This is a genomic window from Planococcus faecalis (assembly GCF_002009235.1).
Lineage (GTDB): Bacteria > Bacillota > Bacilli > Bacillales_A > Planococcaceae > Planococcus > Planococcus kocurii.
The window spans coordinates 450,278-473,657 of sequence record NZ_CP019401.1 but is presented as its reverse complement, the minus strand read 5'-3'; the positions used below and the strand labels follow the sequence as shown (position 1 = coordinate 473,657).

Below are 23,380 nucleotides of genomic sequence, written 5' to 3'. Positions count from 1 at the left end.
TTAATAAAAAAACAGAGTAAAAGTCAATTACTCTGCTCAGGTATTTTATAAGCCATCACACGAATCTCCTGTGCAATAGCTGGTTTTCTTACCAAGCGGTTTTAATTTAGGACGAATTCCTTCTTCTTCAGCAATTTGCTCTAACGCTTCCACAAAAGCTTCTACTGGCTGGGCTCCGGAAATGGCATACTTACGATTGACCACAAAAAATGGTACGCCTTGCACGCCGATTTGACCAGCTTCTGCAATGTCCAACTGGACCTGTCCCATAAACTGGTCCGATTCCAACACTTTTTCTGCTTCTTCACGCGGCAAATCAATCGTTTCTGCGAGTGTCAATAAAACCTCATAATTGCTGACATTTTTTGCTTCCACAAAATAATGATGCATTAGCTGTTCAGTCAGCTCTGCATCTTTCCCTTGTGTTTCAGCCCATTTCACTAAACGATGAGCAGCTAACGTGTTCGCTTCTACCATATTATCAAAATTGTATTCCAAACCAACAGAGCGGGCATGCTGCGCCACGCCTTCAGTCATTTCTTTCGCTTGTTCTATAGTCTGTCCATATTTTTTCGCTAAACTTTCATAAGTTGGAGTAGTGGAATTGATTGGCGCATCTGGATTCAATTGATAAGCCTTAAACGTAACTTCCGCCTGACTTTCAAAACCCGATTGAACCAGCGCTTTCTCTAAAGTCCTCTTGCCTATATAACAGAATGGGCACACATAATCTGACCAAACTTCAATTTTCATATCGTTCACCTCGACATTAACTATAGCAACGAAAACAACAGCACTCAATTTTTTTGCCTGTGACAAAGAAAAGCGCAAGCGATCGTACTAAACCTGACGGGCATAAGGCGCGGTGGCGAAGTGGTATCTTTTCAGCCACATAGAGAACAAGGAAAGTAGCTGAAGAGATTCTCAATTCTAGCTCAACTAAAAAACTGATCCCCATAAGGGAATCAGCTTAACGCTTCTGTAATTACAGGAACAATTTGCTTTTTGCGTGACACAACGCCCGGTAATAAGACACGGTGATCAACCACACTTGACTTAAATGCACTTTCGATGATGTCTGCTCTTTTACCAAGCACGATAGCCACTGAATTATTATTAAGGATATCCGTGACAACAAACATGAATAAATTTAATTTTTTTGTTAGAATAGCATTTGTCATTAATACTTCTAGTTCTTTTTGGCGAACCATAACTTCTTCTACATCAATTGCGTTAACTTGAGCAACTTCAAAACGGTGGTCGCCTGCTTCGAATTCTTTTGAATCCAATGAGATTAAGTCTTCTAACGTTTTATTGCTCAAATCAGCTCCAGCTTTCAATAAATCCAGACCATAGCTTTGTGCATCGACGCCAGCAATTTCTGCGAGTTCTGCAGCAGCCTTGACGTCTTGCTCAGTACAAGTCGGCGATTTAAAAAGAAGCGAGTCCGAAATAATGGCGGATAGCATCAAACCTGCTATATTAGAAGGGACTTCCACATTATTTTCTTTAAATAGTTTTAAGATGATGGTAGTTGTACAACCAACTGGCTCTGCACGGAAATAAAGAGGATCCATCGTTTCAAAATTGGCGATGCGGTGATGGTCCACCACTTCGATCACTTGAACATCTCCGATATCATCAGCACTTTGCTGACGTTCGTTGTGATCCACTAAAATTACTTGTGTAGCTTCCTTCGCAACTTGTGTCACCAATCTTGGCTCATCAAACTTAAAAGTGTTTAAAGCAAATAAAGTTTCGTTGTTTACTTCACCTAAACGAACTGGTTCAGCAAGCATGCCCATTTCATTTTTTAAATACGCATATGAAATAGCCGAACAAATTGAATCTGTGTCCGGATTTTTATGACCTAATACTAAAACGTTTGACATGAATAGTAGCCTCCTGAAATACTTAGTTTCTGTTTTTATTCTATCATATTAACAGCAATTGAAAAAATTAGACTTTATAAATAGTAAATACAACTAACAAACCATTAAGTTTATAGAATTATCAGTATTTTTAAAATTTATTATGTACTTTAGCATATGCCAATGGTATAATATGACTAACTAATCTAAAGTTAGGTGGAAGGAAGAGATGCCTGTGACTATTTTACTGGAAAAGAAATACATTCCTCTGGCTAATTATTTTTCCGGAGTGACAAATTCTTCAATACGATTAACATTTTCTGAAATCGAGCAAATTATGGGACAGAATTTACCTAATGCCGCCTACTTGAATAAAAGCTGGTGGAAAAAAGTAAAAGCACCAGCTAAACATTTTCATGCATGGGCAGATGCTGGTTATTTTGTTAGCGACGTCGAGCCAGATCGCTTTGTCGTCTTTGAAAGAATCGACTCTACAAATGGAACAGGCACAGACGATGATGAAGATCAGGATATTCTATTGATTCGAACAGCAGAGCATGGGGATGCGCGGTCTCTTGCCGCTCTACAAAAAGTTGTAGAATCTGAATCTGATTTCATGCTCTACGCTAAAGACGAACGTACACAATCCACACAAAAAGTTCGCAAACAAATTATCGAGTGGAAACAAAGTGGCTATTCGACTATTATCATTGCCATTCTCAATGGACAGCATGTGGGCTATTTGATGATTGTGGGCAATGACGCAAAACGTGCTGCACACCGCGCCTTCATCGATCTTGGTCTACAAAAAGATGCACAAGGGAAAGGAATCGCTAAATCCTTGCTTAAAAAAGCTGAAGAATGGTCTAAAGAAAAAGGCATTAGCCGGCTAGAAGTGACGGTCGTCGAAGAAAATGAATCGGCCCGTAACTTATATGAAAAAGCTGGTTTTAAATCTGAAGGCATTCGACAAAAATCCATGATAATAAACAACAAACCCCATAACGAAATTTATTTAGCTAAGTTTTTAGACTAGAAAAAAGGAGCAAGTCATTGGCATGCTCCTTTTTTCTATAAACTTAATTTAAAATCGTCAACCATAAGTACAGGCCAGTCAATGTGATAAACAAAGTCGGAACCGTCAAAATGATGCCGATTTTAAAATAATAACCCCAACTAATCTCTACCCCTTTTGTTTTTAATACATGAAGCCATAATAATGTTGCCAGTGAACCAATCGGTGTAATTTTTGGCCCTAAATCTGATCCAATCACATTCGCATAGATTAAAGCTTCTCTAACAACTCCAGTTGTCTCTGTTTCAGCAATTGCCAATGCATCAATCATAACAGTCGGCATATTATTCATAACCGATGACAAAATAGCAGCGATAAAGCCCATGCCAATTGTCGCTGCATACAGACCGTGACTCGCTGTCCACTCGATTGCGGTAGCCAACACCGATGTGAGACCCACATTTTTCAAGCCGTACACAACGACATACATACCGATTGAGAAAAAGACAACCGCCCAAGGAGCCCCTTTTAAAACTTTCATCGTTTCAACTGATTTACTCTTCCTCGCAATGGCTAGAAAAATAATAGCAATCGCTCCTGCAATAAAGGATACCGGAATATTTAAAGCCTCGCTACTGAAATAGCCAATTAGTAAAATTGCTAGCACTACCCAAGATAAACGGAAAATTCTCAAATCTTTTATTGCTGAAGCTGGTGTTTTTAATGCACTGTCATCAAAATGTTTTGGAATATCTTTTCGGAAATATAAATACAAGACCAACATACTTGCAGCTATGCTGAATAAGTTCGGTACAAGCATCCGGATTGCATATTCGGTAAAGCCAATATTAAAAAAATCAGCCGATACGATGTTGACTAAGTTGCTGACAACAAATGGCAAAGAGGCAGTATCAGCGATAAAGCCACTCGCCATAATAAATGGCAAGATCATTGCATCTTTGAATTTCAATGCACGAACCATTGCCAACACGATAGGTGTCAAAATTAGCGCTGCTCCGTCATTCGCAAACAACGCTGCGACAACCGCCCCTAGCATGGTAACTAAGAAAAACATCCGCAAGCCACTGCCTTTGGCAAAACGTGCCATATGTAAAGCTGCCCATTCGAAAAAACCAATTTCATCAAGAATCAACGAAATGATAATCAATGCAACAAACGTTAAGGTCGCATTCCAAACAATTCCCGTTACGTCCCAGACATCCCCAAAATCAACTACGCCAAACAGCAAGGCAACAATTGCCCCAGCAATAGCAGACCAGCCGATTGACAAGCCTTTTGGCTGCCAAATCACAAAAATCAATGTAACGATAAATATAAAACTTGCTAACCAAACATCCACTTTCACACAACTCCTTATTCACAATTTGCTGCTCTTTTTTCTACAATCAATAAACCACTGGCGCAAACTCTAACTAATCGAGTCATCATTAAATTCACACTGCACTTGCTCTATTTATCGCTACAGCACCCCCTCATTATATAAGCATTTACTTATGTATTCAAGAGACAATCTTAAAAGCTAATTTGGTTTATGTAATCTGTATGTTAGATTTTCCCTACATAAAAAGCCAAAGCAGTGTTTACAGATGAATCCATAGCGCAAATCTAGGACCGGTACACAATTGCCCTAGCAAGTGTCTTCCGTCCTATCAAGGGCAATCGTGCGCTTTAGAGATTTCACCTCCGAACCTCGAAAAAGTGCATATCAAGTTTGGCATTATGAGCCGCAATTTAAAAAAACAGACGGAGAAAAAGAGTTTCTTTTTCTCTGTCTGTTTTATGTTAGAGGGGCATTGACAGCTTTTTAAGCTAATTGCTCCAGTACACGTAATGATTCTCGGTTGAATGCCGGAATGTCATCAGGTTGACGACTAGTGACCAATTGATCTTGGCACACGACTACTTCTTCATCAAGGACCGTCGCACCTGCGTATTCCATATCGACTTGAATCGACTTATAACCTGTAGCTTTACGACCTTCTAACGCTTTGGCCGTAATTAATAATTGAGGTCCATGACAAATTGCGAAGACCGGTTTTTTCGCATCCATGAAAGTTTTTGCAAACTCCACAAATCGGCTATCTTCACGTAACAGATCCGGTGAAAATCCGCCAGGCAAGAACAAGGCATCAAAGTCATCTGGGCTAACATCATCAATGCTTTTATCAATGGTGACAACAGCCTCACCTTGTTTGCCAGTTACTTTTTTCCCCACTTCTTTTTCGATTGTGAAAACTTCATGACCTGCATCATTAAACGCTTTTGATGGATCTGTATATTCCACATCTTCAAACATATCTGTCAGTAAAGTTGCAATTTTCGCCACTATCTTTCACTCCTTCTGTCTATTCATTCTCTTTCAGTATTCCACCAAAAGATGAAGATAAACAACAATTAGCGAAATTTCGAGACGAAAGGGTTTCCTGTTTCCCAAAAGCGATAAGGATAGTCGACCGCTTCTAGTGAATTGCCGATACCTACACGAGGTCCAACCGATATTTCTTGAACCGGTTCTCCTTGAGCGATGTAAAGTGGCTTTTCCGAAAAATGATGACCGTAATAATCCATTGTAATCGCCATTGCTTTAGTCAATTTTCCCGGTCCACTAGTCCACTGTTTGATCGGCATGTGTCTGCCGCGCAGTTCTGCCATCAGTTCGATGCCTTCGACCGGTTCGACTGCACGTATCAAAATAGCTCGCGGTGTGTCTTCCGGTCCCGCGACGACATTGATCAATGTGTGAGTATGCATTTGATACGTATAGACAAGGCCAGGTTTACCAAACATGATTTCCGTACGTTTAGTCCGACGATTCCCGAAGCTATGTGCAGCGCGATCTTCTGCTCCCATATAAGCTTCAGTTTCAATAATCCGTCCAGCAACAATGCCTTCTGGCAATTCATGGACCAACATTTGACCAATCAAACTACGCGTAAGTTCCAATGTCGGCGCGTCAAAAAAATCTTCAGCCACTGGCGTAAACATAACATCTCCTCCTACCCATATTATACTGAGTGGGTGGCCGTCACTGCATGGATAAGCGGTTCGATTTCCTGAATTCGATCTTCGTTAAAGGCATCCACAATGGCACTTCCCACAATAAATCCATCCACATCGTCGCGCAACATATCGACATGGCTACTCTTCGAAATTCCGAATCCAGCATAAACCGGAACCGGGCTTTTCTCACGAACTTTGCGCATAAATGCTTTTACATCCTCTGACATCTCATCACGAGATCCCGTTATTCCTTTAACCGTAACCGCGTAAACAAAACCTTGTGCCTCCCGAAGAATACCGTCCAAGCGAACGTCCGTTGTCGTCAGTGTCACCAGTTGAATCAACTTAATGCCTTCTTTATCGACATAAGGTTGCACTAATTGTTTGTGTTCATATGGCAGGTCTGGAATGATGACGCCTGAAATTCCAGCTTTGCTGCATTCAGTAGCAAAGCGTTCTACACCAAACCTCATCACGGGATTTAAATAAGTCATTACGAGCAAAGGAATTGTAACCTCAAAGGTCCAACTTTTTAGTTCTTCCAATACTTTTTGCAGTGTGACACCATGCTTTAAAGCACGATTTCCAGCCGCTTCAATCGTCGGACCATCTGCGACCGGATCTGAAAAAGGAATGCCAATTTCGATAGCAGTTACTCCTGCCCCTTGCAAATACTGTACTTGATTTTTCAGACGGTCAAGACCGCCATCTCCAGCCATAATATAAGCAACAAAGGCTTTGTTTCCCGTTTTTTTTAGTTGCTCTAATCGATTCATGATAGCCCCTCCAGGTTCTCTGCGTATGTCGCCATATCTTTATCTCCACGACCGGACACACAAATAATCAGTATCTGGTCTTTGGTCATAGACTTTGCTTGTTTTTCTGCTTCTGCAATAGCATGCGCCGTTTCAAGTGCTGGAATAATTCCTTCAAGACGAGACATGCTGACAACTGCAGCCAGTGCTTCATCATCGGTAATTGACCGGTATTCAACACGACCAATATCTGCTAAATAAGCATGCTCTGGTCCAATGCCTGGATAATCAAGCCCCGCAGAAATCGAATGCGCTTCCTGCACTTGGCCTGCATCATCTTGCAATAACTTCATTAAGGCGCCGTGGAGCACACCTTCTGTTCCTTTCGTTAAGGTTGCAGCGTGTTTATCTGTATCCACACCTTGACCAGCTGCTTCAACGCCAATCAACTTGACTTCTTTATCTTGAATAAACGGATAAAACATACCGATCGCATTGCTGCCACCACCTACACACGCCAAAATAGCGTCAGGCAAACGCCCTTCTTTTTCAAGAATTTGACGTCTTGTTTCTACGCCAATCACACTTTGAAAATCACGGACCATCGTTGGAAACGGATGTGGACCGAGAGCCGAACCGATTAAGTAATGCGTATCTTCTACATTGGCAACCCAGTAACGCAAAGCTTCATTGACCGCATCTTTTAAGGTCGCACTGCCTTTTGTGACACTTTCCACACGTGCCCCTAAAAGCTTCATACGGAAAACGTTCAATTGCTGACGCTTAATGTCTTCTTCACCCATGAAAATAACACAATCCAAATCGAACAGTGCACAAATTGTCGCAGTCGCCACACCGTGCTGACCTGCTCCTGTTTCTGCTACAATTTTACGTTTTCCCATTCGCATCGCAAGTAGCGCCTGACCAATCGCGTTGTTTACTTTGTGCGCACCGGTATGATTCAAGTCTTCTCGTTTTAAGTAGATTTTTGGTCCACCATATGCTTCAGTCATGCGTTTTGCGAAGGTCAATGGCTGTTCACGACCCACATACTCCGATAAATAATGATGGTATTCCTTATGAAATTCCGGATCTTCTTTTACTTCATTATAAGCATCTTCTAATTCCTTAACGGCTTTCATTAATGTTTCTGGCACAAATTGCCCCCCGTATTTACCGAAAAAACCTACTTTTTCTATCGTCTGTTCCATCGAATCATCCTTTACCTGTTTAATAAATTTTTGTATTTTCGCTACATCTTTCTGGCGCTCTGTTTCAACTCCGCTAGAGACGTCTACCATGTAAGGTGTTGTTTGTTCGATTGCCGCACGGACATTTTCCGGTGTTAACCCACCCGCCACAATTAGGCGAGATGGATCGATGCCGGCTCCGTCTAGTAACGACCAATCAAACACATTACCGCTACCTCCGCGGTATTCCGTACCCGGAGCGTCCACTAAAATATAATTAGCTAAAGAATTTTTCAACTGCTCTACATCTTCTTTTGTGCGAATTGAGAAAGCCTGAATAACAGGGACACGAATAGCTTTCACCAACTCATCGGGTTCATCGCCGTGAAGCTGAACCATCGTTAGCGGAACACCTGCAACAGCGTCTTCAATTTCCTCTAATGAAGCATTAACAAAAACACCGATTTTATCGGTATCTGCTGGAATGTGTTTAGCCAGTTCAGCAGCTTGCGCAATTGTCACTTGACGTCTGCTCGGAGCAAATACGAAGCCGATAGCATCCGCACGACTTGCTGCGTCAACATGTCGCTGTTCTTGCAAGCCGCAAATTTTCACTTTTGTCATTTTACTGCCTCCTCGCTAGTCGCCTGACGAATCCAATTTCCTGGATTTTCAGATCGCATTAACGCTTCTCCCACTAAAATTCCAGAAGCTCCATTTGCGTAAGCAAATTGCGCATCTTCTTTTGTCTGCATGCCACTTTCGCTTATTAACACGCGCCCTTCGTCAAATGGGAAGTTTTTAGCTAATTGTGCTGTGCGTTCAATTGATACTTCAAAAGTTTTTAAATTACGATTATTGATACCAATTAGTTTTGCATCTAGCTCTAGTGCTATTTGCAGTTCCTGTTCATCATGAACTTCGATTAAAACTTCAAGTCCTTTTGAGAGCGCATAGTCGTTAAGACGTTTCAGCTGCTGCTTTTCCAGTGCAGCTACGATCAATAGAATAATGGTAGCTCCTGCATGTTGAGCACGATCAATTTGAATCTCACTAACCATAAAATCTTTGCACAAGACGGGAATCGATACGACTTTCGCTACTTCACACAAGTCATCAATTGATCCTTTAAAATACACTTCATCCGTAAGTACCGAAATTGCAGCCGCTCCAGCTTCTTCGTATTTTTTAGCTTGTGCAACAATATCTACTTCCACTTTGATGTCGCCTTTTGATGGAGAAGCGCGTTTAATCTCTGAGATGACGCCATTTCGTTCTTGTAGATGCCCCAGTAACGTTGTTTTTTCTGGAAAATCAATTGTATTTGGCCCAACTGGTTTATACATTTTTACCTCTTCGTATTTAGTCGCAATGATGTCATCCAATATTGTCATACAAATACCCCCGCCGCTAACCGATGCAAGTCAAAGACACGCGCGGTTTCGCCTGATTTGATTGAGGCTTTCGCCTGCTTTACGCCTTCTGTCACGTTTTCAGCTTTACCACTGACATACAGTACTACTCCTGCATTTAATGCGACTGTATCTAAATAAGGGCTATCTGTTCCGGATAAGACATCCATAAAAATTTCAGCGTTGCGCTTTGGATTGCCTCCGCGGATCGCTTCAATTGAGGCCACTTCTAAACCAACTTCATTTGGGTGAATGGTCATTTTTCGCTTACCTTGCTCATTGAAGATGATTAATTCATTCGCGCCTGCAAGTGACAGTTCATCCAAGCCACCTGCTCCGTGAACAAGCGCTCCTTTTTTTCGACCCAATCGAATTAACGCATCCGCCATTGGTTCTAGCATGTCACGACGGTAAACACCGGTCATTTGAATCGTAATTGGCAATGGATTCGCTAAAGGTCCTACTAAGTTAAAAATGGTTGGAGTTCCGATGTCTTTACGAATTTGGCGTAAGCCACCGAGTGCTGGATGGATAGCTGGTGCAAACAATAACGCAATCCCCGTCTGGTCAAGCATCATAGGAATCGAGGCAATATTCGTTTCCGTTGAAATACCAAGTGCCTCTAGCACATCGGAACTGCCTGTTTTGCTAGAAACACTGCGATTGCCATGCTTGGCAACTGTCATACCGCATCCTGCTAACACAAAAGCCGTCAACGTACTAATGTTAAAACTGTAAGAACGGTCACCACCGGTTCCACAAACATCAACAAGTTGTCCTTCGACTGTTGGAAGCGCTACTGCTTTTTCACGCATCGCTTTGACTAGTCCTACTAACTCGTCTGCCGTCTCTCCTTTTTCATGTAAATCGGACAAAAAATTCTTGATTTGTTGTTCATTTATATCGCCGTTCAACATTGCTAATGATTTTTCGTACATTCCTTGTTCACTCAAATTCTCTACTCTGCTCATACTCATCTCTCCTCGTCTCATTTTAAATACAAAAATCCCCGCAATCAGATTGTTATCTGATTGCGGGGACGGGTTAAAAACCGCGGTACCACCACGCATTAGCGCACCAAATTTCTGCGCTCACTTAAACAGGCTCTTCGCCTTTCCCTTTAACGCAGGGCTTACGTCTCCCTTACTCGCTTCCGCTTTCAGGCAAGCTCTCCTAAGTCCATTCGCGCAGATCACCTAATCAGCTCTCACCAGCCGCTGACTCTCTAAATAGATTTCCCTGCCTACTCGTCTCAATCCTCGATTTATACACTCTTCTATTCTCGTCTTCTCTAGGCTCTTCTCTCAAACAGACTTGCTTCCGTACAACAAGTTGTTCCCTATACTAAAAGGTTTTGTTTATTCTGTCAAGTAAAAGGAAAAGCGTAGGCAGCCATGTAGATTCGACGGGCATAAGATGCTCTGGCGAAGCGGCACTCTCTACTCAAAAAAAAGCGCAAGTGTCTATAGAACTCTAGACACTTACACCCGAAAATAAGACTTACTGATAATAGCCATCTAACTCTTTTCTTAAAGCAGCTTTAAGGAATTTACCAACCGACGTTTTTGGCACTTCTTTCAAAAATACCACGTCGTCTGGAACCCACCACTTGGCAAATTGGCTCTCCAAGTACGTCAGTAATATCGCTTTCGTGGCGTCGTCTTCCGCATGACCTTCTTTTAACACGACACAAGCAAGTGGACGCTCCATCCATTTCTCATGTGGAATGGCGACAACCGCCGCTTCGAACACAGCTTCATGCGTCATCAATGCATTTTCCAGATCAACAGAAGAAATCCATTCGCCACCGCTTTTAATTAAATCTTTCGTCCGGTCCATCAGTTTGATATAGCCATCGGACTCGATTACAGCAATATCTCCTGTATAAAGCCAACCCTCTTTAAACGCTTCTTCCGTACGCTCGTCTTTATAGTATTCATCAGCGATCCAGGCACCTTTAACGTTCAGCTCACCCATCGTTTCCCCATCCCACGGTGCTTCGCCGTTTTCATTGACGATTCGTACTTCGAGGCCCGGCATCGGTAAACCTGCCATTGAACGGCGTTCGATGCGCTCATCCATCGTCATATCGGTCATTGCAGAAGTAGTAATAGCCAAACTGACAAGCGGCGCAGTTTCCGTCATGCCATACCCTGTCACAAATGGCACATTGTATTTCTCTTCAAATGCGCGGATTAATCCTTTTGGTGATGCTGATCCCCCGCAAATAATCATCCGCAGCGTGTCGATATTGCGTGGATTTGCTTCTAATTCTTTCAACACACCCATCCAAATTGTCGGGACGCCTGCAGTTAACGTAACTTTTTCTGATTCAATTAAATCTAACAACATGCCAGGAGCAAAACCGGGTCCCGGCAACACTTGTGTAGTCCCAAACAAAACTCCAGCAAATGGCAGCCCCCAAGCATTGGCATGAAACATTGGCACAATCGATAAGGCAATATCTTGTTCTGACAAGCCCATTGCATCCGACATGCCGAGCGCGTAACTATGGAGCACAAGTCCTCTGTGCGTATAGACAACGCCTTTAGGATTGCCCGTTGTTGCGGAAGTGTAACACATGCCCGCTGGTGTATTTTCGTCCAGATCTTCAGGAAATTCGAAACTGTCATCTTCAGCAGCGAGTAATTGTTCATAAGAATAAACATTGCCAAGTGTCGTTTCTGGTAAATCCACTCCATCTTTCATGATGATAAAATGCTTAACGGATTTTAGCATAGGTGCTAATTTTTCAATCAATGGAAATAGATCGTGATCGACTACCAAAATTTCATCTTCGGCATGGTTGATGACATAGGCGATGTGCTCATGTGACAAGCGAATATTAATCATGTGTAAAATAGCACCAGCACCCGGCACACCAAAATACAACTCCAAGTGACGGTGATGGTTCCAGGCGAAACTTCCCACCTTTGTGCCACGCTTCATACCAAGTCCAGTTAAAGCAGCCGCTAGTTTGCGCGAACGTACCGCAAATTCTTTATAAGGAATCCGGTGAATCATATTTTCTCCGGTACGTGAAATGATCAGTTTTTCCGGAAAATAGCGCTCCGCTCTTTTTACGAAAGATGATAATAATAATGGCGAATCCATCATGTCACATCCGACTCCTTTTTCACTCTAATTTTATTATTATGAATGGGTGTCCCTATCAGGCAAGATTCGCCTTCTTTTCCGCTCGCCTTTCACTTACAGTCCCATTCGTTTGGCAACGATGGTTTTCATGATTTCGTTGGAACCGGCATATATCGCCGCCACTGGAATGTCCCTGTAGCGACGTGCAATTTTGTATTCTTCCATATAGCCATATCCACCGTGTAATTGCATGCACTCACCGGATATTTTCTTGGCGGTATCTGTCAGCCAAAATTTCGCCATCGATACTTTGGAAACAATGTCTTTTCCAGCCATATGATCTTCAATGAGCGATTCTAAAAACGAATGACCCAGTTCAATTTCTGTCGCCATCTCCACTAGTTTAAACTGAGAATTTTGGAACGAACCGATCGGCTTGCCAAAGGCTTTTCTTGATTTCACGTATTCCAACGTCATTTCTAACATATCTTCTGAAGCTACTTGCGCTGCCATTGCGACGACTAGTCGCTCTTGCTGCAGTTTTTCCATCAGATAAGTAAAGCCTTTATTTTCTTCGCCAATTAAGTTCGTTGCAGGGACGATGCAATCCTCAAAATACAGTTCGGATGTATCTTGAGCATGGAGACCTACCTTGTCGAGCTTACGCCCTTTCTGAAAACCTGGTGTCCCCTCTTCTACCATTAATAGCGAAATCCCACGATGCTTCGGTTGTGCTTTCGGATCGGTTTTTACAACAACTAACACCAATGTCGAGTTAATGCCATTCGTAATAAAAGTTTTCTGCCCATTAACAATATAATTGTCGCCGTCTCGAACTGCTGTAGTTGATATATTCGCAAGATCTGATCCTGCTCCAGGCTCTGTCATCGCAATCGCTGTAATATGATCTCCCGAAATACAACCCGGTAGCCAACGCTGTTTTTGTTCTTCATTTCCGTACGCTTCGATGTAAGGAACCGTAATGTCATTATGTAGGCCTACCCCCGTCAAACTGGCTCCTACGCGTTCCATTTCTTCTCCGATAACGACCGCATAACGAAAATCTAGACCAAGCCCCCCGTATTGTTCTTCTATTTGAGGACTCAGAAAACCCATATCTCCGAGCTTTTTCCAAAAAGATTTCGGAATAAGGCGATCTTTTTCCCATTGATCATAGTTTGGAACCGCTTCTTTTTCTAAAAACTTCCGCAAGGACTTCCGGAACATCACGTGTTCATCTTCTTCGAAACGGTATCTCCCCATCTTTTCCATCTCCCTTATTTCGGTTGCATGCGGATTGCTCCGTCGAGTCGTATCGTCTCCCCATTTAACATCGAATTTGTCGTAATGCTTTCTACTAGGTGTGCAAATTCAGCGGGTTTTCCAAGACGTGCTGGAAATGGTACGGCTGCAGATAATGAAGCAATTGCAGCATCTGGCAATCCTTCTACCATTGGTGTTTCCATTAATCCAGGCGCAATTGCCATAACTCGAATTCCATCTCTCGCTAATTCTCTAGCAATTGGCAACGTCATCGCGACAACTCCGCCTTTAGATGCGCTGTAAGCTGCTTGTCCAATTTGCCCTTCATAAGCCGCGACCGATGCTGTTGAAATAATCACCCCTCGCTCACCATCTTCAGTTGGTTCGTTTTTTTGCATAGCTGCTGCTGCAACACGAATAACATTAAAGCTACCAACCAAATTTACTTTGATGACTTTTTCAAATTGGTCTAGCGCAATTGGTTCGCCTTTGGATACTACTTTCCCTGGAGTACCAATCCCCGCACAATTGACTACTAAATTAATACCACCGAACTGTTCAAGCGTGTCGTTTATATTTTGTTCAACTTGTGATGCGTTAGTAACATCCGTCTCTTTATAAATGACCGAGCCTTCACCCAATTCTTCAATAAGCACTTTTGCACGTTCTGCATTCAAATCAAAAATAGCTGCTTTCCCGCCACTTTTTGCTATACGGCGTACTGTCGCTTCACCAAGCCCAGACGCTCCACCCGTGACTACTGCTTTTACTTGTGAAAATTCCATCTTCTTCCTCCTTAGTTTTCAATCCTGCTATAGCTTTTCAATAATAGTGGCGTTGGCCATTCCCATTCCTTCACAAATGGCTAACAATCCGTAACGGCCATCTGTTCGCTCTAATTCATGTAGTAACGACACTAATAATTTAGTACCTGTCGCACCAAGCGGATGACCAAGCGCAATTGCGCCTCCGTTAACATTCAGTTTTTCAGGATCTCCACCAATATCATGTAACCAAGCTAGCGGGACTGGCGCAAATGCTTCATTGACTTCGTAACGGTCCATCTCACTGATTTCAAGTCCTGCTTTGGCGAGAACTTTTTTAGTTGCTGCGATTGGCCCAGTCAGCATCAATGTCGGATCCGAACCGACTACTACACGTGCCACTATGCGCGCTTTCGGTTTCAATCCAAGCTCTTTCGCCTTGTCAGTAGACATTAAGAGAACAGCAGAAGCACCATCACTCATTTGACTCGCATTGCCTGCAGTAATCACACCCTTTTCATCAAAAGCTGTTTTTAATCCAGCTAGCACTTCTTCCGTCGTACCCGGACGCGGCCCTTCGTCTTCATCAATCATTCGCGTTTCGCCGTCTGGACCTTGTGTGCGAATCGGAATAATTTCACGTTTATAATGGCCTGCCCCAATAGCATGTTGTGCGCGTTCATGACTTTGTACTGCAAACGCGTCAAGCTGTTGCCGCGTAAATCCCCATTTCTTTGCGATACGTTCTGCCGATAACCCTTGATTGATAATTTCGTATTGATCTGTCAGTTTTTCGCTCAGCGCTGCACCTTGCATATTGGAAAACATCGGTACGCGTGTCATGCTTTCCACACCACCCGCAATGACAATATCCATATCTCCGGCCAGAATTGCTTGAGCACCGAAGTGCACAGCCTGCTGACTCGAACCGCATTGGCGATCAATTGTGACACCCGGTACATAATCTGGAAAACCTGCAATTAACGATGCTGTACGCGCAATATTGCCGCCTTGTTCTCCAGCCTGTGAAACACAACCTAAAATAATATCTTCTACTTCACTTTTGTCTACACCTGCACGCGAGACTAACTCTTCTAATACTAAAGCTGCTAATTCATCCGGACGCTGATCTGCAAACTGCCCTTTTCTTCTCCCAACAGCTGACCGTACACCTTCTATAATGACAACTTCTCTCATGCCCTTCACCCCACCGTGTATTATTTTTATGAGAACGTTCTCACTTAACTGAATTGAATGACTATTCACTCATTATTTACATTGTACAAGAATCCCTACTCAAATGCTACAAGAAAAGCGTATATTCATAGGCGAGTTAGACAGCTAGAAAAGCGCCAGATTCTCTGACTAAAATAAAAATGATTCCGCAGTCGAAACCGCGGAATCATTTTTATTCTTCAATTAATCCTTTGTCAATTAGGAATTCGCGAGCGACATCAGCTGCAATTTCTTGGTCAACATCAATGCGAGAATTCATTGCTAACATTTCTTCCTCGCTGATTTGTCCAGCCAGCCCGCTCAGTACTTCTTCAAGTTCCGGGTACTCTTCGAGTGTTTCCATCCGCACAACAGGAGCTGCGTCGTATTTCGGGAAAAACGACAGATCGTCTTCTGTCGTTTCAAGATCAAATAATTCAATGCGGCTATCTGTAGTGAACGCTGGAATAACTTCTACTTCTCCACTCTTAACAGCTTCATACATAATTGCTGGGTCAAAACTTTCAGTTGCTGAAAACTTAAATGGATACGTGGCGATCAAGTCCTCGTAGCCATCTCCTTTGCGTTCATAGAAAGGATGTGGTGCTCCGAAACGCATTTCTTCTGATTGCGAAATTTCCGCTAAATCTGAATAGGTTTTTGCATCATAGCCGCTATCTTTTGAATACGCCAACGTATAACCATTCTCAAAGCCAAGTGGTTCTAGCCAAGTCGCACCCAGTGTATCTTCGTAACCTATTCTTACAATATCTAATACCTCTTCCGAAGATTGACCCGGAACAGACTCTTTCTTCAATACGTCCTTCATGCCGGTACCGGTATACTCCACGTACATATCAATATCGCCTTTTTCTAAAGCAGGAGTTAAAATCGACACTTCTCCTAATCCCTCTTCATATTCCACAGTATAGTCCGAATTGGCTTCAATATACTGACCGAGAATATGTGGCAGGATATATTGTTCTGTCCACGGCTTACCACCAATGACGATTGGATCTAATTCATCTCCACCTGATCCGCATCCTGCAATGACTGTAGTTGCAGCCAAAAAAACTCCTAATGTCGTTTTTTTCATCTTGTTCCCCCCTATGGTTTCAAACCTTTTGGTGTCGCTCTTTTTTCAATCCATTTTAAAATTTGATCAAAACCAATTGCCAGTAGAGCAACTGGCAAGGCACCAGCCAAGACTAATGAATTGTTATAAGACTGCAATCCTCGGTAGATGATATCACCCAAACCACCAGCTCCAACAAATGTCGCAAGTGTGGCGATACCTACAGTTAATACAGTAGCCGTACGTATACCCGCCATGATAAACGGTAACGCTAGCGGCAATTCAATTTGTCGTAAAATCTGTGTCCGCGTCATTCCCATGCCACGTCCTGCTTCGATCGTGGAACTATCGACTCCTACAATTCCTGCATACGTATTTCGCAAAATCGGTAATAAAGCATAGATAATAAGTGCAATTAATGCAGTAGGTGAACCAATTCCTAAAATAGGTACCAAAAAGCCGAATAGCGCTAGACTTGGAATCGTTTGAAAAACAGCCGTTACCCCAATAATTGATTCAGCGTAGCGCCGATAGCGTGTAATGAGAATTCCTAGTGGCAGCGCAATTGCGATACCAATTGCGACGGCTACAAATGATAAATACATATGTTCTAAAAGCGCACCAATAATCATATCCTGACGGCTAACGAGGGTGTCTAGGAAGTTTTTCATGCCGTTGCCCCCGTTTCTTTAGCAAGTGCCGCTTTCAATAAGTCTCGGTCATTAGCATAAGCCACGACCTGCGCCCCTTGAACGATTGCCAAGTAATTTTTTGTGCTTTTATCCAGTTGCAAAAAAGCGTTCTCGATCGTTTGTTCAGCAGAAATTTCCTCAGTATCCCCAGCCCATTCTTCTGTAAAAAGATCCAGAAATTCGAGCAATTTTCTGTCTCCAAATGTGCGCTTTTGATTGATGCGCTCTATACCAATAAAGCTGCGAACAAATTCGTTTGCAGGGTTATCAATAAGTTGCTGGGGGGTGCCTACTTGTTCAACTTGCCCATCGCGCATAAGAATAACAGAATCAGCAATTTTCAACGCCTCATCCATATCATGGGTAACAAAAACGATGGTTTTATTGATGGTTTGTTGAAGGTTTCGAAGTTCGTCTTGCAACTGTTCTCGACTAATAGGATCAAGTGCTGAAAAGGGTTCGTCCATTAAAACAATATTGGGATCTCCCGCTAACGCCCGAACCACTCCTACACGCTGCTGCTGTCCCCCACTCAACTCGAGTGGGTAACGCTCCATATAAACTTCAGGATCTAAACCAACAAGCTGAAGCAATTCACGTACACGTTGTTCTTTTTTGTCTTTTGTCCAGTCCAGCAATTTAGGTACAAGCGCCACATTATCTGAAATGGTCATATGAGGAAATAATCCAATACGTTGAATCACATAACCAATTGAACGTCTTAATTGGACTTCATCCATTCCATTGATGGGTTTTTCATCAATGAAAATACTTCCTTCAGTTGGTTTTTCTAGTTTATTAATCATTTTCATTAATGTCGTTTTACCACAGCCACTAGGACCGATGATGGCAGTCAATTCATTTGTCGGTAGAACGAGTGAAATGTCTTTTAATGCTTCCGTTCCATCTGGAAAGCGTTTTGTAACATTTTCAAATCGAATCATAGACTTTCCTCCCCGCTGCTTCTTTCAACCTACCTTTTTATACCCTCTAGAGTTGCTCTTTACTCCTACAGCCTGTTTAGCTAAAAATTATTTTTCCACAAAAATTAAGTGAACGGGATTGGCGATTTGCTCATAGCCAATTTCTCTATAAATTTTGTTTGAAGTCGGATTTGTAAGGTCTGTATAAAGCATAACAAAATCATACTCCAGCAGTAATTCGTTCGTGACTTCTGCTACCAGTGTTTGAGCATATCCATTTCTTCGCTGAGCATTTGGCGTAAAGACAAAAGATACGGTAATTCCGTTTTTTGAAGGGCGTTTTTTTTGCATACAAGAGACCACTCGCTCATCTACTTCCCAGACGTAAACTTCTTTTCTTTCTAGAAATCCAGCGATTTTATGCGAAATTTGTGTTTGAGTAGAGCGGCCAATTCCTGTTTCTTCTTCAAAAAGCCGATACCATTCTTCCAATATTATCGCATCTTTCTTACTAGCAATCCGCCAAGAACCCCGGCTCTTTCGTAAGCCTTTATTGACTGCTTCAATTCGGTAAAGACCTTGATCCATTAGTATATTTACTTGTTCTCCCGTCCGCTCTATCCAAGCCTCTGCAAACAAGCGCGAAGTGGTTTGTTCACCGACTATTCCACTCACCTCAATTCCTAAATTTTGCAGATGTCCAACAATCTCTCGTTCAATTTGAGGAAAGGTTTGAAAAACTATCAATTGCAAAGCATGTGGCGGTGTCATTAAACAAGCTGCTACAATTTCATCATCCGTTTCGACGAGTGCTAAAAAATAGCCTTCGTATTGATTCGCATGTATTTGTCCGAGAACACCTAGGAATAAACTATGAATGTCCTCTTTTTTATACAGTAGAGGTGATACTTTTTCTAAGAACACGGCTGAGTCCGAATAAATAATCATTTCCATTTCTTCACTTCCACTCCCGTCTTAACTTTTTCTATTACTACAGTATTGGCTATATTATGGAAAAAACCCTTTATTTATCCTTCAGGTTGCTAAAAAACGCATCCTGAAGAGTCAGGATACGTTTTTCATTGAGTTATACTATTCCAACTCCAATTGTTTTGTTTCCTTGCCGAGAAATGCTACAGCCAGCGCTCCAATAAGGATGGAGACACAGAAAATCCCGAAGATTACATTGAGATTCGCACCAGCTGTTAACAGCGTACCGACTAGAAGCGGCCCAAGAACTCCACCTATACGACCAAAAGCAGCCGCCATTCCTGTACCTGTACCGCGAATAACTGTTGGGTATTGCTCTGGGGAATAGGCATATAACGCACCCCAAGCACCCAAGTTAAAGAACGATAAGAAAGCACCCGAAACGATTAACAACGTAATAGTGTCCGCATTACCAAAAGCCAACGCACTAATTGCTGTACCGATTAAGTAAGTGACCAACACAAATTTCCGACCTGCCCGTTCGATAAGCCAAGCAGCTGAAAAGTAGCCTGGCAATTGGGCCAAAGTCATAATTAATACATATTGGAAGCTTTTGATTAACGTAAATCCTTTTAACACCATGACACTTGGGAGCCACAAGAACATGCCGTAATATGAAAATACTACTGTGAACCAGACAATCCATAGCATTAAAGTTGGACGTCTGTATTTCTCTGACCAAACGTCTTTAATATTCGTCGAAATTGATCGCAACACATCTTTTTTCGCAGAAAACTGTGGTGAATCTGGTAGATTGATACGCAAATATAAGGCATAAACTGCTGGCAACGCAGTCAATAACAGCGCAACCCGCCAACCAAAAGATGGAATGATGAAATACGAAATAACAGCAGCGACTAGCCAACCTGCGGCCCAAAAACTTTCTAATAGAACGATCACACGTCCCCGCTCTTTTGCTGGTACACTTTCAGACACCAGAGTAGAAGCTACCGGTAGCTCACCACCTAATCCCATTCCCACAAAAAACCGTAAAATCATAAATGCCGCGAGTGTTGTTGCAAAAGCAGAAATTCCGCTAGCAATTGAAAACAACAGCAAGGTAATAATGAATATTTTCTTTCGGCCTACACGATCTGCATAAATCCCGAAAACAAATGCACCAACCGCCATTCCAATTGAGTTGACGCTACCAATCCACCCCATCTGACTGGACGTCAATCCCCAATCTTCATGCAATGCCGCAATAACGAAAGCCAAAATACCGACGTCCATTGCGTCAAAAAGCCACCCCAGTCCCGCAATTCCTAACAATCTATTTCTTGAAATAGGACCTGTTTTTTTCTCAGCTATCGTCGCCATTGTCATTCTCCTGTCTTTACACATGCATAGTAACATCTTTACACAACTATACGCTTTAGACAGATTAGTGACAAGCACAATAAAAAAGTCTCTCTTTTCAGATAATTACACTTTTATAAATCTCTTCAGTCCATACGTTATCTCCACTTTCAACTAGAAGAAGTGTTTGATGACGAGATAATGGCTGCATTAATACTGACCATCATCGCTGCCTGCTGTGCTTGCATTAAAGTTTCCAATGAAGTAGCAAAAGTCATAGTCGCGACATCTCGTACTTCTATATTGTCAGCCATTGCCTGTTGGACAGCTGTTGAAAAAGCCATATCTTTGTACCAACGAAAGATTTTATTTTTTTCTAATTCACGTGTATTTTCCACAACTCCCTCTAAAGCTTTACCGTCGATTTCTGTCACCGCTAAAAATCCAAGAATAGGATATTGCGCTAGGCTGATATTGATTTTTTCTTCTTTGAAAAATTGGTGAATCGCCAAAACCTTACCGACTATTTTCGCGTCGTAAACAGGTGAATCAAAGGTCATAATTTGAGACAGCCATTGAAGATTATTCCCCATAGTGAAGCCTTGTTCGCGGAGGTCACGGTAATACCTATTCATCGTTGCCGCTCGTTCTTCAAGCGACCCTTCCCGGCTACCCAATAAAGCGGCATATGGAATATCTTCATTCGACGTTAGAAATTTATGATGCTTTTTCATTTCTTTGTACAACGCTCTTGCCTGTTCTGCTTCCTCCGGTTTTTTCATTAGCAATGCAGCTAAATAGGTATAGGAAGTTTTCCAAAAACCTACATCGTTAAGTGCTTTTTGATTTTGATTGGCTAGCTTTAATGAACTTTCTACAGCCTCTTCTTTCATAACCATAAAAGCTGCTGCTACATGAAGCAGATGCGAGCGCAAAGGTGAAGTCCACCCCTCATTCTTTTTAATCACTTCGACAGCCGCTTCATGCTTTTCTGCATCAAAAGCCTGGTCCTGAGACAAATATACGTTAGTGACAGCTAACGCAATCCGCTTGTCTACAGCCCACCCTGTTGTTTTTGACACGTCCAAGAAAGTTTGTTCAATGCGTTTAATATCCATAGAAAAAGCCTCCTTTTCTCTTTACTACGAGAAGAGGAGGCAGAAAGTTTCAAAATCAGACGATCAATACCAGACTGACAGCCATAACGGCCATGCCAGCTACTAACCCGTAGATGGATAGATGGGCTTCGTCATAGCGTTTTGCAGCAGGCAATAACTCGTCAAGCGAAATAAAGACCATAATACCCGCTACACCCGCAAATATAATGCCAAACAACGTGTCGCTGAGAAATGGCATTAAGAAGAGCCACGCTGCAATCGCTCCAACAGGTTCTGAAATACCCGATAAAAAGCTGTATTTAAGTGCTTTTTTTCGACTTCCAGTTGCATAGTAAATTGGTACTGAGACGGCAATCCCCTCCGGAATATTATGAATGGCTACTGCAATTGCGATAGCGATTCCAAGAGCCGGATCTTGTATTGCCGACATAAACGTGGCAATCCCCTCCGGAAAATTATGAATGCCGATTGCTAATGCTGTAAAAATACCCATTTTCCGTAGCCGAGCATATTCGTCGTTGGTCGGTCCATCGTCCATGTCCTCTACCGTTTTGACTTCATGTGGATTTCCCAATTGCGGAAGAATACGATCTACTAATGCCATAAAAACCATTCCGCCGAAAAAGCCAGCGAGTGTCAGCCAGTAGCCAGTAACCTCTCCCTGTGCGTTTGTTAAAGCATCTTTTGCTTTAAAAAAGATTTCAATCATCGAAACGTAAATCATCACTCCTGCTGAAAACCCTAATGAAATTGATAGAAATTTTGTATTCGTACGGGATGCAAAAAATGCGATCAAACTGCCAATCCCTGTGGCCAGTCCAGCAAAAAGAGTCAATCCAAGCGCAAATAAAACTGTATTATCCATAACCATGCCTCGCTTCTAAATTCCAGTGAATAAAGTTATTATACGTTAAAAACGCTCAAAATGAGGAGTTTTTCAACCAAGTAAAATCCATCTTTCATTTCGCTCCCCCGAGAAGTTCTTTTAACTTCTGCCAATCTGCATCTTTCAACAGACGAACTGACGGATTATAAAAAACACTGGCTGGATGAAATGTAGGGAAAATATGATAGACCTCTGTTGTTTCTTTAAAGCAACTCTCTTCTTCGTTCCAATAGAGAATCGGTGTTTCCATTAGCACACCGTGAAGTTCCGTGACCTTCGCCTTCGAACCGACCAACCGTTGCAATCCGACATTTCCCAATGTCACAATTATCGGCGGCTGAACAGCTTGAATCTCCGTATCCAATATCGGCGCATGCGCAATGATTTCTTTTTTCGTCGGTGCCCGGTTGTATTTTCTGTCGATGGTTTCTCCGTTACGTTTCTTTTTAGTTCCCCATTTATAAGGTCTACTTCGAACCGCACTCGTAATATAAACATCTTCTCTAGCTAAACCTACACTCTCAAGAGAAGCCATCAATTCTTTTCCTGCTCTTCCCGTAAACGGTATTCCCGTTTCTAACTCGTTCTCTCCAGGTGCTTCTCCCACCAGCATAATCACTGGATTTTCAGGTCCACTTCCCCATACAAAACCTTCAACCGGAAACCCCTCTATCCTTTGCATTCCCAGTTCAGCCAGTTTTTCCGAAATTCTATACATACGAATCCACTCCCATTTATTCTCATGTAACTAAAACTAACATCAAATAAAATAAACTCTTGATTTATCAGAAAATA

Annotated in this window: 22 protein-coding genes and 1 other annotated feature; of the genes, 1 reads left to right on the top strand and 21 read right to left on the bottom strand. The window is 42.3% G+C overall.

Going from position 1 to position 23,380, the window contains the following annotated elements; translation table 11 throughout:
- Positions 1 to 45 precede the first annotated feature (45 nt).
- Positions 46 to 753, bottom strand: coding sequence for a DsbA family oxidoreductase (locus AJGP001_RS02425; RefSeq protein WP_071153542.1), 708 nt, complete (start codon positions 751 to 753; stop codon positions 46 to 48).
- Positions 754 to 965: 212 nt separating this feature from the next.
- Positions 966 to 1,892, bottom strand: a complete 927-nt coding sequence (locus AJGP001_RS02420) for a manganese-dependent inorganic pyrophosphatase (RefSeq protein ID WP_071153517.1) — start codon at positions 1,890 to 1,892, stop codon at positions 966 to 968.
- Between the two features lie 208 nt (positions 1,893 to 2,100).
- Between AJGP001_RS02420 and AJGP001_RS02415 the strand changes: the two genes are divergently transcribed.
- Complete coding sequence (locus tag AJGP001_RS02415) at positions 2,101 to 2,907, top strand: GNAT family N-acetyltransferase (RefSeq protein WP_237150187.1); 807 nt, start codon at positions 2,101 to 2,103, stop codon at positions 2,905 to 2,907.
- Between the two features lie 43 nt (positions 2,908 to 2,950).
- On the opposite strand, the gene AJGP001_RS02410 is transcribed toward AJGP001_RS02415, so the two are convergent.
- From AJGP001_RS02410 to AJGP001_RS02320, 19 genes are all read right to left on the bottom strand, one after another.
- On the bottom strand, positions 2,951 to 4,246 hold the full coding sequence (locus AJGP001_RS02410) for an arsenic transporter (RefSeq protein WP_071153516.1): 1,296 nt from the start codon (positions 4,244 to 4,246) through the stop codon (positions 2,951 to 2,953).
- A gap of 465 nt (positions 4,247 to 4,711) precedes the next feature.
- Positions 4,712 to 5,233 carry a type 1 glutamine amidotransferase domain-containing protein gene (locus AJGP001_RS02405; RefSeq protein WP_071153515.1) on the bottom strand — a complete coding sequence of 174 codons (522 nt, stop codon included), beginning with the start codon at positions 5,231 to 5,233 and terminating at the stop codon, positions 4,712 to 4,714.
- 68 nt (positions 5,234 to 5,301) lie between these two features.
- Positions 5,302 to 5,892, bottom strand: coding sequence for a DNA-3-methyladenine glycosylase (locus AJGP001_RS02400; protein WP_071153514.1), 591 nt, complete (start codon positions 5,890 to 5,892; stop codon positions 5,302 to 5,304).
- A gap of 20 nt (positions 5,893 to 5,912) precedes the next feature.
- Complete coding sequence (gene trpA / locus AJGP001_RS02395; RefSeq protein WP_058386430.1) at positions 5,913 to 6,683, bottom strand: tryptophan synthase subunit alpha; 771 nt, start codon at positions 6,681 to 6,683, stop codon at positions 5,913 to 5,915.
- Positions 6,680 to 8,476, bottom strand: a complete 1,797-nt coding sequence (gene trpB, locus AJGP001_RS02390; protein ID WP_078080103.1) for a tryptophan synthase subunit beta — start codon at positions 8,474 to 8,476, stop codon at positions 6,680 to 6,682. Before trpB ends, trpA begins: the two co-directional genes overlap by 4 nt.
- Positions 8,473 to 9,246, bottom strand: coding sequence for an indole-3-glycerol phosphate synthase TrpC (gene trpC / locus AJGP001_RS02385; RefSeq protein ID WP_071153513.1), 774 nt, complete (start codon positions 9,244 to 9,246; stop codon positions 8,473 to 8,475). The genes trpB and trpC overlap by 4 nt, the downstream gene beginning before the upstream one ends.
- Positions 9,243 to 10,235, bottom strand: coding sequence for an anthranilate phosphoribosyltransferase (gene trpD / locus AJGP001_RS02380; RefSeq protein WP_078080102.1), 993 nt, complete (start codon positions 10,233 to 10,235; stop codon positions 9,243 to 9,245). The genes trpC and trpD overlap by 4 nt, the downstream gene beginning before the upstream one ends.
- Before the next feature lie 61 nt (positions 10,236 to 10,296).
- Positions 10,297 to 10,533: a binding site (T-box leader), on the bottom strand.
- 231 nt (positions 10,534 to 10,764) lie between these two features.
- Positions 10,765 to 12,381, bottom strand: a complete 1,617-nt coding sequence (locus AJGP001_RS02375; protein ID WP_078080101.1) for a long-chain fatty acid--CoA ligase — start codon at positions 12,379 to 12,381, stop codon at positions 10,765 to 10,767.
- Positions 12,382 to 12,474: 93 nt separating this feature from the next.
- Entirely contained in the window at positions 12,475 to 13,623 is a 1,149-nt protein-coding gene (locus AJGP001_RS02370) for an acyl-CoA dehydrogenase family protein (RefSeq protein ID WP_058386434.1), read from the bottom strand.
- 14 nt (positions 13,624 to 13,637) lie between these two features.
- Entirely contained in the window at positions 13,638 to 14,408 is a 771-nt protein-coding gene (locus tag AJGP001_RS02365) for an SDR family NAD(P)-dependent oxidoreductase (protein WP_078080100.1), read from the bottom strand.
- A gap of 27 nt (positions 14,409 to 14,435) precedes the next feature.
- Positions 14,436 to 15,584 carry a thiolase family protein gene (locus tag AJGP001_RS02360; protein WP_071153512.1) on the bottom strand — a complete coding sequence of 383 codons (1,149 nt, stop codon included), beginning with the start codon at positions 15,582 to 15,584 and terminating at the stop codon, positions 14,436 to 14,438.
- Between the two features lie 211 nt (positions 15,585 to 15,795).
- The gene (locus AJGP001_RS02355; protein ID WP_071153511.1) at positions 15,796 to 16,698 is read right to left on the bottom strand and encodes a glycine betaine ABC transporter substrate-binding protein; all 903 of its coding nucleotides are present in this window, start codon (positions 16,696 to 16,698) and stop codon (positions 15,796 to 15,798) included.
- An 11-nt stretch (positions 16,699 to 16,709) separates the two neighbouring features.
- Entirely contained in the window at positions 16,710 to 17,348 is a 639-nt protein-coding gene (locus AJGP001_RS02350) for an ABC transporter permease (protein WP_071153510.1), read from the bottom strand.
- The gene (locus AJGP001_RS02345) at positions 17,345 to 18,313 is read right to left on the bottom strand and encodes an ABC transporter ATP-binding protein (protein ID WP_078080099.1); all 969 of its coding nucleotides are present in this window, start codon (positions 18,311 to 18,313) and stop codon (positions 17,345 to 17,347) included. The genes AJGP001_RS02350 and AJGP001_RS02345 overlap by 4 nt, the downstream gene beginning before the upstream one ends.
- An 87-nt stretch (positions 18,314 to 18,400) precedes the next feature.
- Positions 18,401 to 19,246, bottom strand: a complete 846-nt coding sequence (locus tag AJGP001_RS02340; RefSeq protein ID WP_071153509.1) for a GNAT family N-acetyltransferase — start codon at positions 19,244 to 19,246, stop codon at positions 18,401 to 18,403.
- Positions 19,247 to 19,384: 138 nt separating this feature from the next.
- Positions 19,385 to 20,602: an MFS transporter gene (locus AJGP001_RS02335; RefSeq protein ID WP_071153508.1), complete on the bottom strand. Its 1,218-nt coding sequence runs from the start codon at positions 20,600 to 20,602 to the stop codon at positions 19,385 to 19,387.
- 149 nt (positions 20,603 to 20,751) lie between these two features.
- On the bottom strand, positions 20,752 to 21,699 hold the full coding sequence (locus tag AJGP001_RS02330) for a DUF4003 family protein (protein ID WP_078080098.1): 948 nt from the start codon (positions 21,697 to 21,699) through the stop codon (positions 20,752 to 20,754).
- A 55-nt stretch (positions 21,700 to 21,754) separates the two neighbouring features.
- Positions 21,755 to 22,564 carry a zinc transporter ZupT gene (zupT, locus tag AJGP001_RS02325; RefSeq protein WP_058386443.1) on the bottom strand — a complete coding sequence of 270 codons (810 nt, stop codon included), beginning with the start codon at positions 22,562 to 22,564 and terminating at the stop codon, positions 21,755 to 21,757.
- Positions 22,565 to 22,658: 94 nt separating this feature from the next.
- Positions 22,659 to 23,303 (bottom strand): uracil-DNA glycosylase, encoded by a 645-nt coding sequence (locus AJGP001_RS02320; RefSeq protein ID WP_071153506.1) that lies wholly within the window; start codon positions 23,301 to 23,303, stop codon positions 22,659 to 22,661.
- Positions 23,304 to 23,380: the final 77 nt, after the last annotated feature.